The 16,365-nt window shown below is 64.2% G+C and carries 16 protein-coding genes; 1 reads left to right on the forward strand and 15 read right to left on the reverse strand.

Annotated features, from left to right (window positions below):
* The first annotated feature begins 86 nt into the window (after positions 1–86).
* Positions 87–3,275, forward strand: coding sequence for an efflux RND transporter permease subunit (locus tag BJ6T_RS28680; RefSeq protein WP_014496037.1), 3,189 nt, complete (start codon positions 87–89; stop codon positions 3,273–3,275).
* On the opposite strand, the gene BJ6T_RS28685 is transcribed toward BJ6T_RS28680, so the two are convergent.
* The 15 genes from BJ6T_RS28685 to BJ6T_RS28755 form a co-directional block, all read right to left on the reverse strand.
* The gene (locus BJ6T_RS28685) at positions 3,272–4,000 is read right to left on the reverse strand and encodes a sulfite exporter TauE/SafE family protein (RefSeq protein ID WP_014496038.1); all 729 of its coding nucleotides are present in this window, start codon (positions 3,998–4,000) and stop codon (positions 3,272–3,274) included. The genes BJ6T_RS28680 and BJ6T_RS28685 overlap by 4 nt on opposite strands.
* A 193-nt stretch (positions 4,001–4,193) precedes the next feature.
* Complete coding sequence (locus BJ6T_RS28690; protein ID WP_014496039.1) at positions 4,194–4,448, reverse strand: hypothetical protein; 255 nt, start codon at positions 4,446–4,448, stop codon at positions 4,194–4,196.
* 230 nt (positions 4,449–4,678) lie between these two features.
* Entirely contained in the window at positions 4,679–5,797 is a 1,119-nt protein-coding gene (locus BJ6T_RS28695) for a helix-turn-helix transcriptional regulator (protein WP_028169803.1), read from the reverse strand.
* Positions 5,798–5,905: 108 nt separating this feature from the next.
* Complete coding sequence (locus BJ6T_RS28700) at positions 5,906–7,018, reverse strand: helix-turn-helix transcriptional regulator (protein WP_014496041.1); 1,113 nt, start codon at positions 7,016–7,018, stop codon at positions 5,906–5,908.
* A gap of 144 nt (positions 7,019–7,162) precedes the next feature.
* Positions 7,163–7,384: a hypothetical protein gene (locus tag BJ6T_RS28705; protein ID WP_014496042.1), complete on the reverse strand. Its 222-nt coding sequence runs from the start codon at positions 7,382–7,384 to the stop codon at positions 7,163–7,165.
* A complete protein-coding gene (locus BJ6T_RS28710; RefSeq protein WP_014496043.1) occupies positions 7,365–7,613 on the reverse strand; it encodes a DUF6894 family protein in 249 nt (82 codons plus the stop codon). Before BJ6T_RS28710 ends, BJ6T_RS28705 begins: the two co-directional genes overlap by 20 nt.
* A gap of 135 nt (positions 7,614–7,748) precedes the next feature.
* The gene (locus BJ6T_RS28715) at positions 7,749–8,723 is read right to left on the reverse strand and encodes a helix-turn-helix transcriptional regulator (RefSeq protein ID WP_014496044.1); all 975 of its coding nucleotides are present in this window, start codon (positions 8,721–8,723) and stop codon (positions 7,749–7,751) included.
* A 221-nt stretch (positions 8,724–8,944) separates the two neighbouring features.
* A complete protein-coding gene (locus BJ6T_RS28720; protein ID WP_028169804.1) occupies positions 8,945–10,102 on the reverse strand; it encodes a helix-turn-helix transcriptional regulator in 1,158 nt (385 codons plus the stop codon).
* 290 nt (positions 10,103–10,392) lie between these two features.
* A complete protein-coding gene (locus tag BJ6T_RS28725; protein ID WP_028169805.1) occupies positions 10,393–10,905 on the reverse strand; it encodes a hypothetical protein in 513 nt (170 codons plus the stop codon).
* Between the two features lie 100 nt (positions 10,906–11,005).
* Complete coding sequence (locus BJ6T_RS28730; protein ID WP_014496047.1) at positions 11,006–11,452, reverse strand: MaoC family dehydratase; 447 nt, start codon at positions 11,450–11,452, stop codon at positions 11,006–11,008.
* A 388-nt stretch (positions 11,453–11,840) separates the two neighbouring features.
* Positions 11,841–12,263, reverse strand: coding sequence for a hypothetical protein (locus tag BJ6T_RS28735; protein WP_014496048.1), 423 nt, complete (start codon positions 12,261–12,263; stop codon positions 11,841–11,843).
* Between the two features lie 12 nt (positions 12,264–12,275).
* A complete protein-coding gene (locus tag BJ6T_RS28740) occupies positions 12,276–12,497 on the reverse strand; it encodes a hypothetical protein (RefSeq protein ID WP_014496049.1) in 222 nt (73 codons plus the stop codon).
* Positions 12,498–12,601: 104 nt separating this feature from the next.
* Positions 12,602–13,435 (reverse strand): lytic murein transglycosylase, encoded by an 834-nt coding sequence (locus tag BJ6T_RS28745; RefSeq protein WP_014496050.1) that lies wholly within the window; start codon positions 13,433–13,435, stop codon positions 12,602–12,604.
* A 119-nt stretch (positions 13,436–13,554) separates the two neighbouring features.
* The gene (locus tag BJ6T_RS28750) at positions 13,555–14,361 is read right to left on the reverse strand and encodes a shikimate dehydrogenase family protein (protein WP_014496051.1); all 807 of its coding nucleotides are present in this window, start codon (positions 14,359–14,361) and stop codon (positions 13,555–13,557) included.
* On the reverse strand, positions 14,358–16,220 hold the full coding sequence (locus tag BJ6T_RS28755; protein ID WP_014496052.1) for a flavin-containing monooxygenase: 1,863 nt from the start codon (positions 16,218–16,220) through the stop codon (positions 14,358–14,360). Before BJ6T_RS28755 ends, BJ6T_RS28750 begins: the two co-directional genes overlap by 4 nt.
* Positions 16,221–16,365: the final 145 nt, after the last annotated feature.

Raw genomic sequence — 16,365 nt, forward strand, 5'->3', positions numbered from 1 at the left:
AAGACATCGCATCTCGATTCCGGGTTCGTGGGCGCAGCCTGCGTCCCGGGTAACGGGAGAGCTGTCTCTCGCGTAGGGGCAAAGCCATGAATCTCTCAAAGTTCTTCATCGACCGTCCGATCTTCGCCGGCGTGCTGTCCGTCCTGATCTTCCTCGCGGGCCTGATCTCGCTGTTCGCGATGCCGATCTCGGAATATCCGGACGTGGTGCCGCCCTCGGTGCTGGTGCGCGCGACCTATCCCGGCGCCAATCCCAAGGTGATCGCCGAGACGGTGGCAACCCCGATCGAGGAGCAGATCAACGGCGTCGAAGGCATGCTCTACATGTCGAGCCAGGCGACCACCGATGGCGCGATGACGCTGACGGTGACGTTCCGGCTCGGCACCGATCCCGACAAGGCGACGCAGCTGGTGCAGAACCGCGTGCAGCAGGCCGAACCGCGGCTGCCGGCCGTGGTGCGCCAGCTCGGCATCATCACCAAGAAATCGTCCCCCGACCTCACCATGGTCGTGCATCTGCTGTCGCCGAACAACCGCTACGACATGACGTATTTGCGCAACTATGCCGTGCTCAACGTCAAGGACCGGCTGGCGCGCATCGACGGTGTCGGCGACGTCCAGCTCTACGGCGCCGGCGACTATTCGATGCGGGTCTGGGTCGATCCGCAGAAGGCCGCCGAGCATGGCCTGACCGCGAGCGACATCGTCAAGTCGATCCAGGCGCAGAACGTCGAAGCCGCCGCCGGCGTCGTCGGCTCCTCCCCCAATGTCAAGGGCATCGACCTGCAACTCTCCGTCAATGCGGAAGGACGGCTCGCGAACGAGGAGCAGTTCGGCGACATCGTGGTCAAGACCGGCACGCGCGGCGAGGTGGTGCGCTTACGCGACGTCGCCCGCATCGAGCTTGGCGCGTCCGAATACGGCCTGCGCTCGCTGCTCGACAACAAGCAGGCGGTGGCGATCCCGATCTTCCAGGCGCCGGGCTCCAACGCGCTCGAGATCTCCGACCACGTCCGCGCCACAATGGCCGAGATCAAGAAGAACATGCCGGAGGGCGTGTCCTACCAGATCGTCTACGATCCCACCCAGTTCGTGCGCTCCTCGATCGAGGCCGTCATCCACACGCTGCTGGAGGCGATCGCGCTGGTGGTGCTGGTGGTGATCCTGTTCCTCCAGACCTGGCGCGCCTCGATCATTCCGCTGCTCGCGGTGCCGGTGTCGATCGTCGGCACCTTCGCGGTGATGCACGTGTTCGGCTTCTCCATCAACGCGCTCAGCCTGTTCGGTCTCGTGCTCGCGATCGGCATCGTCGTCGACGACGCCATCGTCGTGGTCGAGAACGTCGAGCGCAACATCGAGGGTGGCCTCTCGCCGCGCGACGCGACCTACCAGGCGATGCGCGAGGTCTCCGGCCCGATCATCGCGATCGCGATGGTGCTGATCGCGGTGTTCGTGCCGCTCGCCTTCATCTCCGGCCTGACCGGTCAGTTCTACAAGCAGTTCGCGCTGACCATCGCGATCTCGACCGTGATCTCCGCCGTCAACTCGCTGACGCTCTCGCCGGCCCTGTCGGCGCTGCTGCTCAAGGGCCACAACGAGCCGAAGGACCGGCTGACGATCATCATGGAAAAGAGCCTCGGCTGGTTCTTCCGCGGCTTCAACAAGGCCTTCACGCGTTCATCGGAGAATTACAGCGGCACCGTGACCAAGGTGATCTCGGGCAAGGCCGCGGTGATGGGCCTCTATGTCGTGCTGGTCGGCCTCACCGCCTTCCTGTTCCAGCAGGTGCCGAGCGGCTTCGTGCCGGGCCAGGACAAGCAGTACCTGGTCGGCTTCTCGCGGCTGCCTGACGGCGCAACGCTCGACCGTACCGAAGAGGTGATCCGCAAGATGAGCGACATCGCGCTGACCCAGCCCGGCGTCGAGAGCTCCGTCGCGTTCCCCGGCCTGTCCATCTCGGGCTTCACCAACTCGTCCAATGCCGGCATCGTGTTCTCGACGCTGAAACCGTTCGACGAGCGCAAGGGTCCGGCCCTGAGCGGGAACGCGATCGCGGCCGATCTGAACAAGAAATATTCCGGCATCCAGGAAGCCTTCATCGCCATGTTCCCGCCGCCGCCGGTCAACGGGCTCGGCACCATCGGCGGCTTCAAGCTCCAGATCGAGGACCGCGCCGGTCTCGGCTATGAAGCGCTGAACGAGGCGACGAAAGCGTTCATGGCGGCGATGCAGAAGGCGCCGGAGATCGCCGGCGTGTTCTCGAGCTTCCAGGTCAACGTGCCCCAGCTATTCGCCGACATCGACCGCACCAAGGCGCTGCAGCTCGGCGTGCCCGTGACCGAGGTGTTCAACACGCTGCAGATCTACCTCGGTTCCTACTACGTCAACGACTTCAACAAGTTCGGTCGCACCTACTCCGTCTACGTCCAGGCCGACGCGCCGTTCCGCGCCCGCGCCGACGACATCAGGCAGTTGAAGGTGCGCTCGTCCTCCGGCGACATGGTGCCGCTGTCGGCGCTGCTGACGATCCGCCAGAGCGCCGGACCGGAGCGTGCGATCCGCTACAACGGCTTTTTGTCGTCCGACATCAACGCGGCTGCTGCGCCCGGCTTTTCATCGGGCCAGGCGCAGGAGGTCGCGACGCGGATCGCGGCGGAGACGTTGCCGCCCGGCTTTGCCTTCGAATGGACCGACCTGACCTATCAGGAGTTCATCGCCGGCAATTCCGGCCTCTGGGTGTTTCCGCTGGCGATCCTGCTGGTGTTCCTGGTGCTGGCCGCGCTCTACGAGAGCCTGACCTTGCCGCTCTCGATCATCATGATCGTGCCGATGGGCCTGTTGGCGGCGATGTTCGGCGTCTGGATCTCGAAGGGTGACAACAACGTCTTCACCCAGATCGGCTTGATCGTGCTGGTCGGCCTCTCGGCCAAGAACGCGATCCTGATCGTCGAATTCGCGCGTGAGCTCGAATTCGCCGGACGCACGCCGATCCGGGCCGCGATCGAGGCGAGCCGACTGCGGCTCCGTCCGATCCTGATGACGTCGATGGCGTTCATCATGGGCGTCTTGCCGCTGGTGCTCTCGACCGGCGCGGGCTCGGAAATGCGGCGCGCGATGGGCGTCGCGGTGTTCTCCGGCATGATCGGCGTCACCGTGTTCGGCCTGTTCCTGACGCCGGTGTTCTATGTGCTGCTCCGGACCGTCACCGGCATGAAGCCGCTGACGCATCACGGCAGCGACACCAGCGCGGCGCCCGTGCAAAGCATCGGGCACTAGATCAGGGAAATCCCCGAGAGCAACAACAGAACGAGCACGGTCTTGCGAAAGACCGTCTCGTTGACCCGGTGAAAGGCGATCACACCGAGCACCGAGCCGGCGAACAGTGCCGGCAGGCTGATCGCGAGGTCGACGAACACCTTCGACGACAGGTCCTGGTGCCCGACCAGCAGCACGATCGCGAAGACCTGCATCGCGGCGATGAAGGGCTGCACCAAGCCGCGCTGCTCGCTCTTGGGCATGCCACGCATGTCGCACCAGATCGTGGGGATCGCACCAGGCATCGCGGTGAGGCCGCCGACCAGCCCTCCTCCGAACCCGATCAGTGCGACCCAGGGCCGGCCGACGGCTTCGCCCGCCGTGACCAGCGTCGGCCGCAGCAGCATGTAGGCGGCGTAGAGCGCGACGATGATACCGAAGCCGCGCCGGAGCAGATGCGTGTCCGTGGATTGCAGCAGCGACACCGCAATGGGAACGCCGATCAATCCGCCGACGATCAGCAGCAGACTGCCCTCCCACCGGATGCTGCGCCGAAGCGCCCACAGATTGGTGGCCTGCACGCCGATGCTGCACGCCATCATCAGCGGCACAGCCTCCAGCGGCTGAAACACGCGAAGCAGAATCGCGCCCGCCACGGCCGAGAACGCGAAGCCCGAGAGCCCCGAGACGAAGGCGCCGGCGAACACGGCGACGCTCACCAGAAGGCTGGTCGTGATATCAGGCACGATGCGCTCTCCGGGTCAGTCGTAAGGTGTCTGCGTCGCCGGGACATCGGCCGTCCCGGCGCAGAGCTCCGCATCGTGCGAATTCAGCAGAGGCCGAGAGACCGGCTGCGCGTGCGAACGCTCCAGCGTTGCCAGCCCGACCAGTTGAAGCGTGACGAGCGCCGCCGTCAGCGCGGCTGCTACAATGTTGACGTTATGCGCGTTCGAACGTGGTGCGGCCGGCCGCGCGCTCGCGCGGATCAACTCTGTTGGCATTTTCAAAAATATCCTCTTCATTGCAGACGGGAATAATTTCATTCAAACGCGACGTTTCATGCGACTGCGCCAGCAAATGGCCGTAGCGCCGCAACGCGCGCTTCGCGTCGATCTCGCGCTGCGCACGGAATGCCGCGCCGATGGCGACGATGTCGCGAAATTTTCCGGCCGGAGCTGGTGAGGCCTTTCGCATGACAATCTCCTCTCAACTTGTGCGAGAGATTGATGAGGTTCACTTCCGCTTGCCGTGAGTTGCTTCACACGAAGATCGAACGGGTCGAACAAGAAACGTGTGAGTTCTCGTAGAAGAGAGCGCGGAGAATCGCGTCATTCGATCGAACGACCCGCGATAACTTTCTAATGATGCTGCTGTTTGAACCTATCGCGAGTCGGAGCGACTCGCCTGCGCCTTCGGCATGCGCATCAGTGCAGAACCGGATTGGAGAATCCAGCCGCGAGCTTGACGAGATCGGCCTGACGCGAGACGCCGGTCTTCGCGAACACCCGATGCAGATGCGTCTTCACCGTCGTCTCCGCGATGCCGAGCGCCACGGCCGTCTCGGGCACACCGCCGACCTCGACGATCGATTGCATGACCCTCAGCTCCGCAGGGGTCAACTCGAACGCGCGGTCGATGAGGCCGGCGCATGAGCGACCGTCGAGTTCTGCCTTCCAGATCAACAAGGCGCCGACCGCCGACGTGCGCTCCACGGCGCCTTCACGCAACAACGACGGCAGCGCGATGACGTGCGCGACGTAGTAGGAGCCGTCATGCGACATCAGCGGAATCTTCCGCCCGGCAGCCGCCGCGACGGCAACCTCGCCTGCGTCACGGAAGATATCGCGCAGCGCCGAATTTGCCGCGGAAGATCGTGCCGCTAGCCGGCCCGCGACAGACCGCAGGACATCATCGGCGGCGAGCAACGTGTCCGCGGCAGGATTGCTGTGGACGATGTTGCAGGCCGTATCGAGCAGGATGACGCCGGCATTCAGCCGATCCACGACATCGGCGAGCGCAATCGCCCGCTGCTGCTTCCGCTCGATCGCCCGGTTGATCAACAGCGCCCGGCTCGCATGCGGAACCAGGAATTGCATCCGCGCCCGCTGCTCCGCGTCGAGCATCCCCTTGCCGGGGATCACGGTGATCAGCATCGGACACGGCGACTTCGACTGTTCCAGAACCACGCTGGCGACATCGACGCAGCCCTGGGGCCGCAGCCATTCCTGATAGAACCGCCCGCGGCGATATTCGTCGAAATTCACGAGATCGGGGATGTTACGAACCTCGCCATAGCGAGGCAGCCGTGCCAGCGGATCGTACTGGGCGTAGGTCTCGGCATAGAGCTGGATGTAGTGCGGATCGACACCGCAGTAGTAATGCGTCGCGCCGGACTTGCTGACCGGATCCTTCGAAATCAGCCCGCAAGCCTGGCTGCCGATGAACGCATTGAGCTTGACGACGACCTCGCTCCACAACTCGGGGGCGAGACCCGCGTCATATATATTCTCGATCAACTCGGACTGTTTGGGAGGTCGGGACATCAGAACAGCCAATGGTGACTTGGAAATAGCGGAATGTTCGTCATGCCCGGCGGCACAATTGAGTCTATCGTGGGAGCAAAAGGTTCAACCCCGACCGCGATTGACCGATCAGTTGACGAGCGGATTGGAGAATCCGGCCGCGAGCTTGACGAGATCGGCCTGACGCGAAACGCCGGTCTTGGCGAATACCCGATGCAAATGCGTCTTCGCCGTGGTTTCCGCGATACCAAGCGCTGCAGCCGTTTCCGGGATGCCACCGACCTCGACGATCGACAGGAACACGCGCAGCTCGGCCGGCGTGAGGTCGAAGGTCCGTGCAATCAGCTCGCCATAGGATTGTCCGCCAAGCGACACCTTGCGCAGGAGCAGCGCACCGGCGGCATCGACCACCCGCTCGCTGCCATTGCGCAGCACGGACGACAGCGGCAGGATGTGCGCGACATAACGCTCGCCGCTGGGTGACAACAGTGGAATCGCACGGTCCCTCGCGGCAAGCAGGACAACGTCATTGCGGGTCGCAAACGCCTCGCGCAGCGTCTGATTGGCTTCAGCGCTGCTGGTTACGAGCTGCCCGGCAACGGACCGAACCACATCGTCGGCGGCAAGCAAGGCGTGGCCGGCCGAATTCGCATGCACCACCCGGCAAGAGGCATCGAGCAGGAAGATGCCGGACGCCAGATTGTCCAGAACATCCGCCAGCGCCGTCGCCAGCGTCAGTTGCGCGGTGATGGCGCGGTTGATCAGCAGCGCGCGGCTGGCGTGCGGCACAATCAGCGAGAGCCGATGCTTCATCGCCGGATCCACCATCCGCCGGCCCGACAGCACCGTCATCATCACGGGACAGCTCGATTTCTCGAGCACGACATTGGCCGCATCGCTGCAACCCTGCGGCTGCATCCATTCCTGGTAAAAGCGCCCTTTCCGGTATTCATCGAAATTGACGAGATCGGGGATGCCGACGATCTCTCCATGCGGGGGCAGCACCGTCAGCGGATCGAACTTCGAATAGGTCTCTGAATAGAGTTGGATGTAGCGCGGGTCGGCCCCGCAATAATAATGGGTGACGCCGAATTTGCTGATCGAGTCCTTGGAAAACAGCCCGCAGGCCTGCCCGCCGACGAAATCGCGGATGCCGGCGACGGCGTTGTTCCACAGCGAGGGATCGAGCCCCGCGTCATAGATGGACTCGACCAGTTCGGGCAGCTTCCGTAGTCCGTGCATGGCTTGAAATGGCCTGAGTGATCAATATCACCAAGCATACTACAAGCGCAGCATGCGACGTCCTCCGATCGGAGGAGGCGCCGGCCGGGCGGATGGAGCCCGGCCGGCGGGCATCGCTTTCAAGCCGCCAGGGCTGATGCCGGCTCAGAACGCGAAGCGAACGCCACCCTTCGCCGTACCGGTGCGGCCCTGGTCGGACATCATCATGCCCTCGACCGCGCCGAAGACGGACACGTTTTGGATGGTGCGGTAGTCGAAGCCAAGGCGTGCCACCGCAGCATTGTTGAGCACCTGGCGCCGCGACCGGTCGTCGGCGTTGCCGCCCTGGAAGGTGAAGCCGGAACGGTCATGCCTGGTCCCAGCCAACCTTCTCGGAATTCTCCGACCAGACCGCGGCGCGATAGACCTCTCGCCCGCCGGCATCCCTGACGCGGATCCAGGCGTCGCGATCACGCAGGTCGTCACGCCAGACAAACAGATGTCTTGCCATCTCATCGGCCACGACGAACGTCGCCTTGGCCTGCTCGAAAACCATGCCGCCCGGATCAATCTTCACGACATTGTCGACCAGGAGATCAAAGAAGAAGCGGCGCATTCACAACTCCGACTGTTGGCGCCGTCCGAAACACAGCGTCATCGTTCCACTCCGCGCACCAGAAGACGTAGTCGACCGAATACGCGCACTGCGATAGGCACCCGCCTGGTCGCACCAACCGCGCACCGCGCGCGGTCACAGCGCCTCGCCACTCCTGACGCCGCTGGGCGTCGCGCCATAGGCCCGCCGAAAACAACGATTGAAATAAGAGAGATCGCCGAAGCCGACGTCATAGGCGATCGAGCTCACCGGTCGCCCGGCGAAGTCAGGCTCGCGCAGCATGCGATGCGCGCGTTTGAGGCGCTGCCCGGTCAGGAAGGACGAGAACGTCTTGCCGTCGGCTTCGAACAGACGTTGGAGATAGCGTGTGGTCACGCCGAATTCCTGCGCCACAGTCGCGACCGAGAGGTCCTGCTGCCAGCAATTGTTGACGATGAAGGACTTCACCTTGCGCAGCCGCGCGGCCCTGACGCCTCGGCGCCCGGCCAGCTCGTGAACATCATCCGTCGCGCCGAGAACACGCGCCATCAGATCATGGAGATGTGCAACAGCAAGCTGGCGCAATGCGGGCATCGCGAGGGCGCGCTCGCGCACCAGAGACGTCGCGTAATCGACCAGCAGGCGCAGTCCGGCGGCGCGCTCGGGAATGATTCGCATCACGGCGTCGTCGATGTCCACGATCATGGGCGCCAGTACCCGCCGCGGTACGCGCAGCGACAGACAATTTCCAAGCGAGAGGCGTTCGTAGATCGTCGCGTCCTCCGCGCTCGTCAGAACCGCGTCACCTGGATGAAGCCTCAGATCTCGTCCTCGCGCAGATACTTCGACGATGCCGGATCGGTTGATCATCAGGCCGAGGCTGTCGTTGCCGTCGACGACCAGTTGCTTGGTACGGATGACCCGCGCTCCGACCAGCCCGCCGATCACCAGCTGGATGTCCTGCAAGCCATGGGATGTGAGGCTCGCGGCGAACGGCTTTTCGTCCGTCGGCTCGACCTCCGCCTTGAGCACGCCGCGGCAGTAGAATTCGCGCAGCAGCGGCACACGTTCGTCTTCGGGAATGTGGTCCGTCGAAACATTGAGAATGGAAAATTCGCCCGTGCCGCTCACCGCAATTTCTCCAACCGACAGGCAGACTCGGCCACGCGCTGTCGTCTCCCGCGTCCGGTGCCGGTGCCCATGTTCCGTCGCACGCTGCCCTTCTCATCCAAGTGGCGCGCCATATACGAAAGTGTCGAATGACGCGCGTCATGCGTTCGGAGGACCTGACGATCCCGCTCATCACAATGGATTGAGATTGCGCCGCCGCGCGGCTCGCGCCGTGAAATGAATCACATGGTGTCGTCGTCGCGGCTCGTTCGCTGTACAAACGGCGCGGTAAAGCCGGCGGCGATCTTCACAAGATCTGCCTGCCTGCCGGCACCGGTCTTCTCGAACAGGCGGCCGAGATGCGTCTTCACCGTCGTCTCGGCAATGCCGAGCTTTGCCGCGATATCGGGAACGCCGCCGACCTCGACGATGGCCATCAGCACGCGTAATTCGGACCGCGTCAGCCTGAAGGCCGCAGCAATGGCGTCGGGCACGAGCGATGGCACCATCGCGGCTTTTTGTACGAGGAGCACCGTGGCCGCGACGTCTCGCGCTAGGCTGCGCTCCCGCTTCAATGGAAGGACATGGACGAGATAGTGCTGACCGTCCGCCGACGTCGCGAGCTCGATACGGCGGCGACCAGCCGGATGAGCTTTGCTATCCGCGACGACTTCGAACAGGCCGCGGAATAATTTGTCGGCCTGGGTGTTACGGACCACGATCCGGTCGCCGACCATCGCGAGCAGGTTTGCGTCGACGAACAGCTGCCGGCACGCCGCGTTGGCGTGGACGACCCGGCCATCCGCATCGAGCAGACAGATCGCCGTGCTCAGGCCGTCGAGGACATCGGCAAGGTCGTCCACGGTGTGCGAGCGTGCCCTGATCTGCCGGCCCATGATCCTGGAACGCTGGATGTGGGGTGCGAGCAGCCGCATGCGTTCGCGCATCGCCTCGTCGACGGTTCCGCGGGATCGGTGGCGTAACACCTGCAAGACCGTGGTACGCGCGTCCGATCTCTCGAGCGCAACGGTCGCGAGGTCGATCGCGCCCTGCGGCTCGACCCACTCGCGATAGAAGCTCGTGGTCACGAAGTCCTCGTGAGGCATGATATCGGTCACGCCGATGGCCTGCCCGGCCGCAAAGGTGAGATGACGATCGAGCAGAGGATCCTGCTCGACATATCTGTCGCGGTAGAGCTGGCGGAAGCGGGATTCGGTGCCAAAATGCTGGTGAATCTCGATCGAGAGCCTTGCCGCGTCGCGGGACAGGATGGTCGCGGCACACCCGCCGACGAAATGTGAAACCTGCTCCAGCGCGCCGCTGCGCAGCGCAGGATCGACCGCCGCATCGTAGATCTCGCCGACGAGAGACGAGAACCGGTTTGCCTGGAGGATCGTCATCGGAACGACGATGCGATCGGCGTGCTGCCCCGGTGACGAAGGGAGCTTGCGCATTGGAAATTGGCAGAGGCGAGAGAGCGGTCAATCGTCGCCTTCGGCGTGGAAAAAGCAGTGCGGCGAGATGCTAAAGTATCGAACATCGTCCTTGCGTAACGTCAACCGCAGGGTGCGGCTTGGACGTTTTCGCCAAAGACTAGGATAAAAGCGAACAGCGCGTGGGCTGTGTGCTGTGGGTCACGCGCCCTCGCACTGCTTGCTCGATCGCACGCACAAGTGCGCGGCGCAGCACTTTACTTCCGGTTCTCCTCGCAGAACTTCAGCGCCGCCAGCGCCTCGCCGGCGCGCGGGATCTGCATCTCGATGCTGTCCTCGTCATCGTCCTCGAAATCGAGCGAGAGACGCCTGGCCTTGGACAGCCGGTCCATGATCGACTGGTCGTATTCGAAGATGCCGCGCACGGTGGTCTTGTCCATGACCTCCCACTTCGCCTTCTTCATGATGTCGGCGTCATCGGTGCCGAGGTCGGCCCGGAGTATCTCGCCGACCTTGTCCCACTCCCAACCGTCATAGATCATCACGATCACAATGGCCTTCTCGGAATAGGTGATGACGATGACGTAGTCGCGGTTCTCGTCTTCCTTGTCCTTGTAGCCGCGGCTCGCATTGCAATGCGTGTCCTGCGTGCGCTTCTCGATGGTCCAGTCGCCGACCCGGGATTGCTGCGCGAGCGCCGGCCCTGCGCTCAGTACGGCTGCGCCCAGGGCGCCCGCGGTCAGCAAAGCGGCAAGAAGGAATCGTCTCATGTCAGCCTCCAGCGTTCCCCACGCGGAGATGACCACCTCGGCCTGCGGCCCGCAAGGGCTCGAGGAGGCCGATCCGGGCCGATGCTGAACGTCGCCGGCCTTACACCCGCCTGGGGATGATGGCGATCGGGGTGAAGGTGTAAACTTCCTCGCCGTTCTGGTTGAACATGGTCCATTTCACCAGCGCGATGCCCTGCGGCTTCGACTTCGACGGTGTCAGGCTCATGACCTCGCCGACCAGATGCAGGCGGTCATTGGGCCGTACCGGGATGGTCCAGCGCAGACCGTCGACGCCCGCGCCGATCAGCGGATGCGGGCCGAACGGGCGGGCCTGGATCGCGAGGTTCATGGCGATCGCGGCGGTGTGCCATCCTGATGCAGCCAGGCCGTTGAACAAGGTCTGCTTGGCGGCCTCATGGTCGAGGTGCATCGGCTGCGGATCGAACTCGGCTGCAAAGCGCTTGATGTCGGCTTCGGTGACTTGCACCTCCGGGGATTTGAACCGCATTCCGATGGTGAGATCGTCGAACCACTCGACCTGCGCCATGATTTTGCCTCGCAATATGACTTGCCGCCCGGCCGGAAAGGCCCGGCTGCAGGACTAAGCCGCGCGGGATGTAGCGGATCTGCGGTGCACAAACCAGTCCCGGGTTCCCCGCGAAACCCGTTTCCCAAAACGACGAAACACGCCTGAAACAGATTGCCGGTTATCTGGTTGTCAAAATCATACAGGGACGGCCACCATGCAATTCTTCCTCGACGTGATCCTGGATTATGCCTGCTGCCAAAATCTCGTCTCCCAGCCGCTGCGGGAGGATGAGCTATGATCGAGCTGATCTCAGGCGTGCTCGCCCTTTGCAGCGTCGGTGTATTCGCGGCGCATGCGCTGGATGCCTACCGCACCACGCATTCCTGATCTGTACGCCCTCCGGCCGCTAGAACGGGCGCCGGTAGAAGTGCTCCGAATGCGTGGCCGGCGGAAACCGGTTAGCGAGCGCGATTGCCGCGTTCTCGTCGGTCTCGAGCGCGACCTTCTGCGCCAGCATCACGTCGCCGGGCACGAGAAAGCCTGACGGGACGAAGCACCACCCCATCGCCGCACGCCCCTCGTCGTCGATCTCATGGACATTGGCGGCCGTGCCGTAGTGGATGCGATAGCGCTTGCCGGTATCGCATCCGATCACATCGAAATACCGATGCTGCTCGAATTGCGCGCGCTGCTCCGGCGACAGCCATTCGGCCAAAAGCCGGCGGCCGCGGGCATCCGGCGTGTTCTCGCCGAAGAAGCGCCGATAGAGCTCGCGCAGCGCATGCAGACGCGCACGCGCCGGCGCACGGAGCCAAACTGCCGCGATCATGAGCAGCTCAGATCAACCGCCGACCAGGCGGGGATAGAACAGCGTTTCCTGCGCGGTCGGATCGAATGACTTGATACGGGTGACTTCACCGGGTCCGGTTCGATAGGCGGCGGTGAAGCCCGCTCCGGTCAGCTCACGAAAGCGCCGTTCGGCTCGCGCCAGCGCTTCGGCATTATCAGGATCAAACTCGTGGCGCGTGTCACCAGTCTGGTCCATCACGATCTGGGTAGCCATATTGAGTCTCCTCATGCCAGCCCTGCCCCCGATCAAAGCAAACCTCGTGCCGTCAGTTCCTCAACGCAAGAACTTTCTCCTGCGCAGCCTCATCTCACCCGGTCTCAACGCGACGCGGCCGCCCCTCCTCCCTCGTCGATCTGCCGTCCCATCAGGGCGATTGCCTTCTGATAGACGCCGGCAGCATTCCAGGCCTCGATAGCGGCAAAATTCGGTTCGCCCGGCTGGTAACCGGCTCCTGCGCGCCAGCCATGAGCTTTCAGGAAATTCGCCGTCGAGTTCAGCGCATTGGCTGCAACCTCGAGATTGCCGGTGCCATAGGCCAGGATGTTCTTGGGCATGAACTGGGTCTGGCCGACCTCGCCGTGCATGGAGCCGCGGGTCGCCCCCGACAGCGTGCCGCGGTCGATCAGCTTGAGGGCGGCATAGAGCTGGTCGGTGAAGAATTCGGGACGGCGGCAGTCATAGGCAAGGGTCGCGATCGACGACAGCATGTTCTGGTTGCCACGCTGGCTGCCGAAACCGGTCTCCATGCCCCAGATCGCGATCAGCGGCCCCGGCGGGACGCCGTAGCGCTGCTGGATCGAGGCGAACAAGGCGGCCTGCGACTGCTTGAGCTGCCGCCCCTTGGCCACGATGGTGGTGGCGCCGCGCTTGGCGAGGAACTGGTCGAGCGTCAGGGAAAAACTGCGCTGGCCGCGGTCGGCTGCGATCGTGGCACCGGCGTAATTGGTCTGCATCAGCGCCGCGAGCGCGGTCTGGCCGACGCCCTTGCCCTGCGCCTCCGCGCTGAATTCACGCTTCCAGGCCTCAAAGCCCGCCGGCGAGCTGCCGCATTGCGCGGCCTCGGCCATGGATATCAGGGACATGGGCACCAGCGAGAGAAGCAGCGCTGCAGCGCCGATCGTGGCCGTCGCAACGGTCCTGCCCTTGGTCATTCCCTCGTCCTCTCACATAAACGTGCGCGACCGGCTCGCGCGGGCCCATGATCCTACGTCGGCCCTGATCGCTCAAGCCCTATCCGGTGCAACCTGTGCCTTGACACCGGGGCGACCGCCTAGCCTTCCCCGTCGCGGCCGAGCAGGAAATCCACCATGATGCCCTGGTGCTGCTCGTACATGTCCGTACCGGTCCCGGTCACGCAGCCGATCCTGCGGGCGGCGGCGATGAAGGGCGAGACTTCGGGCTTTGTGATGACGCAGCCGCAATAGGCCGACGGCGCAAGCCGCGCGACATCGACCGGCAGCGGGTCGCCCTCCTTCATCCCGGCGGGCGTCGCATTGGCGACGAAATCGAAACCCGCGGGATCCCCGGTGCCGACCCGCGCGGGCGTCCTGCCGAGCCCGTTGAGCCGGCCGATCAGTGCGTCGCGGCGCTCGGGTGCGCCGTCGTGAATCGCGAGAGCGCTCACGCCGGCCTCGATCAGCGCAAGCGCGATCGCCGATCCCGCGCCGCCGGCGCCGACCAGCAGTGCCCGCATGCCCCGGGGATCGATCCCCTTCGCCCGCGCCGCACCGACGAAGCCGAGCCCGTCCACCATGTCGCCATGCCATGAGCCGTCGGCGCGCCGGCGCATCAGGTTCGCGGTGCGCAGGAAATGTGCGCGCTCGGTCGCACTGGCGCAGGCCTGATAGCAGGCAAATTTGTGCGGGATGGTCACGACGATGCCGTCGAGGTTCTTCAGCCGCGTTGCAACCGAAAGGAAATCCGGCAAATCCGCCGGCGCGACCTGGACCGGTACGAGAATGCCGTCATGGCCGCGCGCGGCGAAGGCGGCCGTTACGCCCGACGGCGAGCGCACCTGCGCGATCGGATCGCCGACGATGACGTAGAGCCGCGTCGCGCCTGATAGGGCCGGGATCATGCCGTTGAAGCCGGAACCTGAGCGCCGCCCGCGTCGGTCTCCCCAGTCAATTCCAGGCCATCCAGATTGCCTTCCTTGCGCCATTTGTCGAGCAGCCGCAGGAACGCCACCGGCCCGCGCCAGTACTGGCTGTTTCGCGCCGCGACCGGATCGAACACGCCCTCGTTGTTGTAATAGCCCGGCGTGCATTCGGCCAGATAGGTCTGGCGACCGAGCGCGGCCTTGACGACTTCGTCGACCCAGGCGTTCTCGGCGGCGAGCGTCGGCTCCAGCGTCCGCGCTTTGCGCTTGCGCGCCTGGTCGATCACATAGGCGATGTGCTGCGACTGCTCGTCGATGATGTGCGGAAAATTGGCGCTCTGGCCGGCCTGCACCGTGACGATCAGGAAGCAATTCGGGAAGCCGCGGCTGTAGAAGCCATGCAGCGTCTTGACGCCATTGCGCCATCGCTCGGACAGGCTCACGCCGTCGCGGCCGTAAACCTCGAAGCCCATGCGGCGGGCGTAATCGGTGCCGACCTCGAAGCCGCTGGCGTAGATCAGGCAGTCGAGCTCATAGGCCTTGCCGTCAACCACGACGGCATTCCCGGTGATGCGCTCGACGCCCTGCCCATTGGTGTCGACCAAATGCACGTTGGGACGATTGAAGGCGTCGAGGTACTCGTCGTGGAAGCATGGCCGCTTGCAGAACGCCTTGTACCAGGGCTTGAGCGCCGCCGCGGCGGCTTCGTCCTTCACCACGGTATCGACGCGCGCGCGGATCTCTTCCATCTTGCGGTAGTCGGCCTGCTCGATGACCTTCAGCGCCTCCTCGATCGAGGTCACCGGCTGCGGCTGGCGGCGCGGCGCCAGCAGGATCTCGCCAAGCAGGCCGGTCCAGCCGTCCTGCACAAGGTCCCGTTCGAACGGCTCGCCCGAGATGACCGCGGTGAAATTGTCCATGCGCTCACGCTGCCAGCCGGGCTTGAGGCTCTGCGCCCAGCTTGCGTCCGTCGGACGGTCGTCGCGCACGCCGATCGCTGATGGCGTGCGCTGGAAGACGTAGAGCTCTTTCGCCGAGCGGCCGAGATGCGGCACGCATTGCACGGCGGTCGCGCCGGTCCCGATAATGCCGACGCGCTTGTCGGCGAGACCGGTGAGACCGCCTTCGGCCGTGCCGCCGGTGTAGCCATAATCCCAGCGGCTGGTGTGGAAGCTGTGTCCCCTAAAGGTCTCGATGCCGGGAATGCCCGGCAGCTTCGGACGGCTCAGCGGGCCCCCGGCCAGGATGACGAAGCGAGCGCGGATGCGATCGCCACGATCGGTCTCGACCAGCCAGCGTCCCTCCTGCTCCTGCCATTCCATCCGCGAGATGATCGTTTGAAACAGCGCGCGCTCGTAGAGGCCGAAGTGACGGCCGATGCGGCGGGAGTGTTCGTAGATCTCGGGCGCGCGCGCATATTTGCGCACCGGCATGTAGCCGGTCTCTTCCAGCAGCGGCAGATAGATGTAGCTCTCGGTATCGCAGGCCGCACCGGGATAACGATTCCAGTACCAGGTGCCGCCGAAATCGGCGGCCTTTTCCACGATACGAAAATCCTCGATGCCGGCCTCGCGCAGGCGCGCGCCGCAGAGCAGACCGCCGAAGCCGCCGCCGACAATGAGAACTTCGGTCTGTTCGCGGACAGAAGCGCGCGCAAATCCGGGATCGGCCCAGGGATCGTCGAGATAGCGGCCGAAATCGCCTGCGACCTCGACATATTGCGCCTTGCCCTCGGCGCGCAGGCGACGATCGCGCTCGTCACGATAGCGCGCGCGGAGTGCGGAAATATCGACCGTAGATTCGCCGGCTGCACCGGTCTTGTGTCTTTCCGCTGACATCTATTTCCTCCACGGCGGACGCTGCTTCGGATCAGTTAGCCCCGAAAAAGTGACGCATGCAATCGCGTCCCTCGCTTTTTGCGTGAACGCCGCGTGACGTTCCGCTAACCTCACGCGCAAATCACAACATATGCCGCGCAACGAC

It is taken from the genome of Bradyrhizobium japonicum USDA 6, from assembly GCF_000284375.1.
Lineage (GTDB): Bacteria > Pseudomonadota > Alphaproteobacteria > Rhizobiales > Xanthobacteraceae > Bradyrhizobium > Bradyrhizobium japonicum.

Coding starts and splice junctions, on each gene's coding strand:
- BJ6T_RS28740 (WP_014496049.1), bottom strand. CDS start 12,497: ATGGCTACCCAGATCGTGATGGACCAGACTGGTGACACGCGCCACGAG.
- BJ6T_RS28750 (WP_014496051.1), bottom strand. CDS start 14,361: ATGATCCCGGCCCTATCAGGCGCGACGCGGCTCTACGTCATCGTCGGC.
- BJ6T_RS28720 (WP_028169804.1), bottom strand. CDS start 10,102: ATGACGATCCTCCAGGCAAACCGGTTCTCGTCTCTCGTCGGCGAGATC.
- BJ6T_RS28690 (WP_014496039.1), bottom strand. CDS start 4,448: ATGCGAAAGGCCTCACCAGCTCCGGCCGGAAAATTTCGCGACATCGTC.
- BJ6T_RS28710 (WP_014496043.1), bottom strand. CDS start 7,613: ATGCGCCGCTTCTTCTTTGATCTCCTGGTCGACAATGTCGTGAAGATT.
- BJ6T_RS28725 (WP_028169805.1), bottom strand. CDS start 10,905: ATGAGACGATTCCTTCTTGCCGCTTTGCTGACCGCGGGCGCCCTGGGC.
- BJ6T_RS28755 (WP_014496052.1), bottom strand. CDS start 16,220: ATGTCAGCGGAAAGACACAAGACCGGTGCAGCCGGCGAATCTACGGTC.
- BJ6T_RS28680 (WP_014496037.1), top strand. CDS start 87: ATGAATCTCTCAAAGTTCTTCATCGACCGTCCGATCTTCGCCGGCGTG.
- BJ6T_RS28700 (WP_014496041.1), bottom strand. CDS start 7,018: ATGCACGGACTACGGAAGCTGCCCGAACTGGTCGAGTCCATCTATGAC.
- BJ6T_RS28735 (WP_014496048.1), bottom strand. CDS start 12,263: ATGATCGCGGCAGTTTGGCTCCGTGCGCCGGCGCGTGCGCGTCTGCAT.
- BJ6T_RS28695 (WP_028169803.1), bottom strand. CDS start 5,797: ATGTCCCGACCTCCCAAACAGTCCGAGTTGATCGAGAATATATATGAC.
- BJ6T_RS28745 (WP_014496050.1), bottom strand. CDS start 13,435: ATGACCAAGGGCAGGACCGTTGCGACGGCCACGATCGGCGCTGCAGCG.
- BJ6T_RS28730 (WP_014496047.1), bottom strand. CDS start 11,452: ATGGCGCAGGTCGAGTGGTTCGACGATCTCACCATCGGAATGCGGTTC.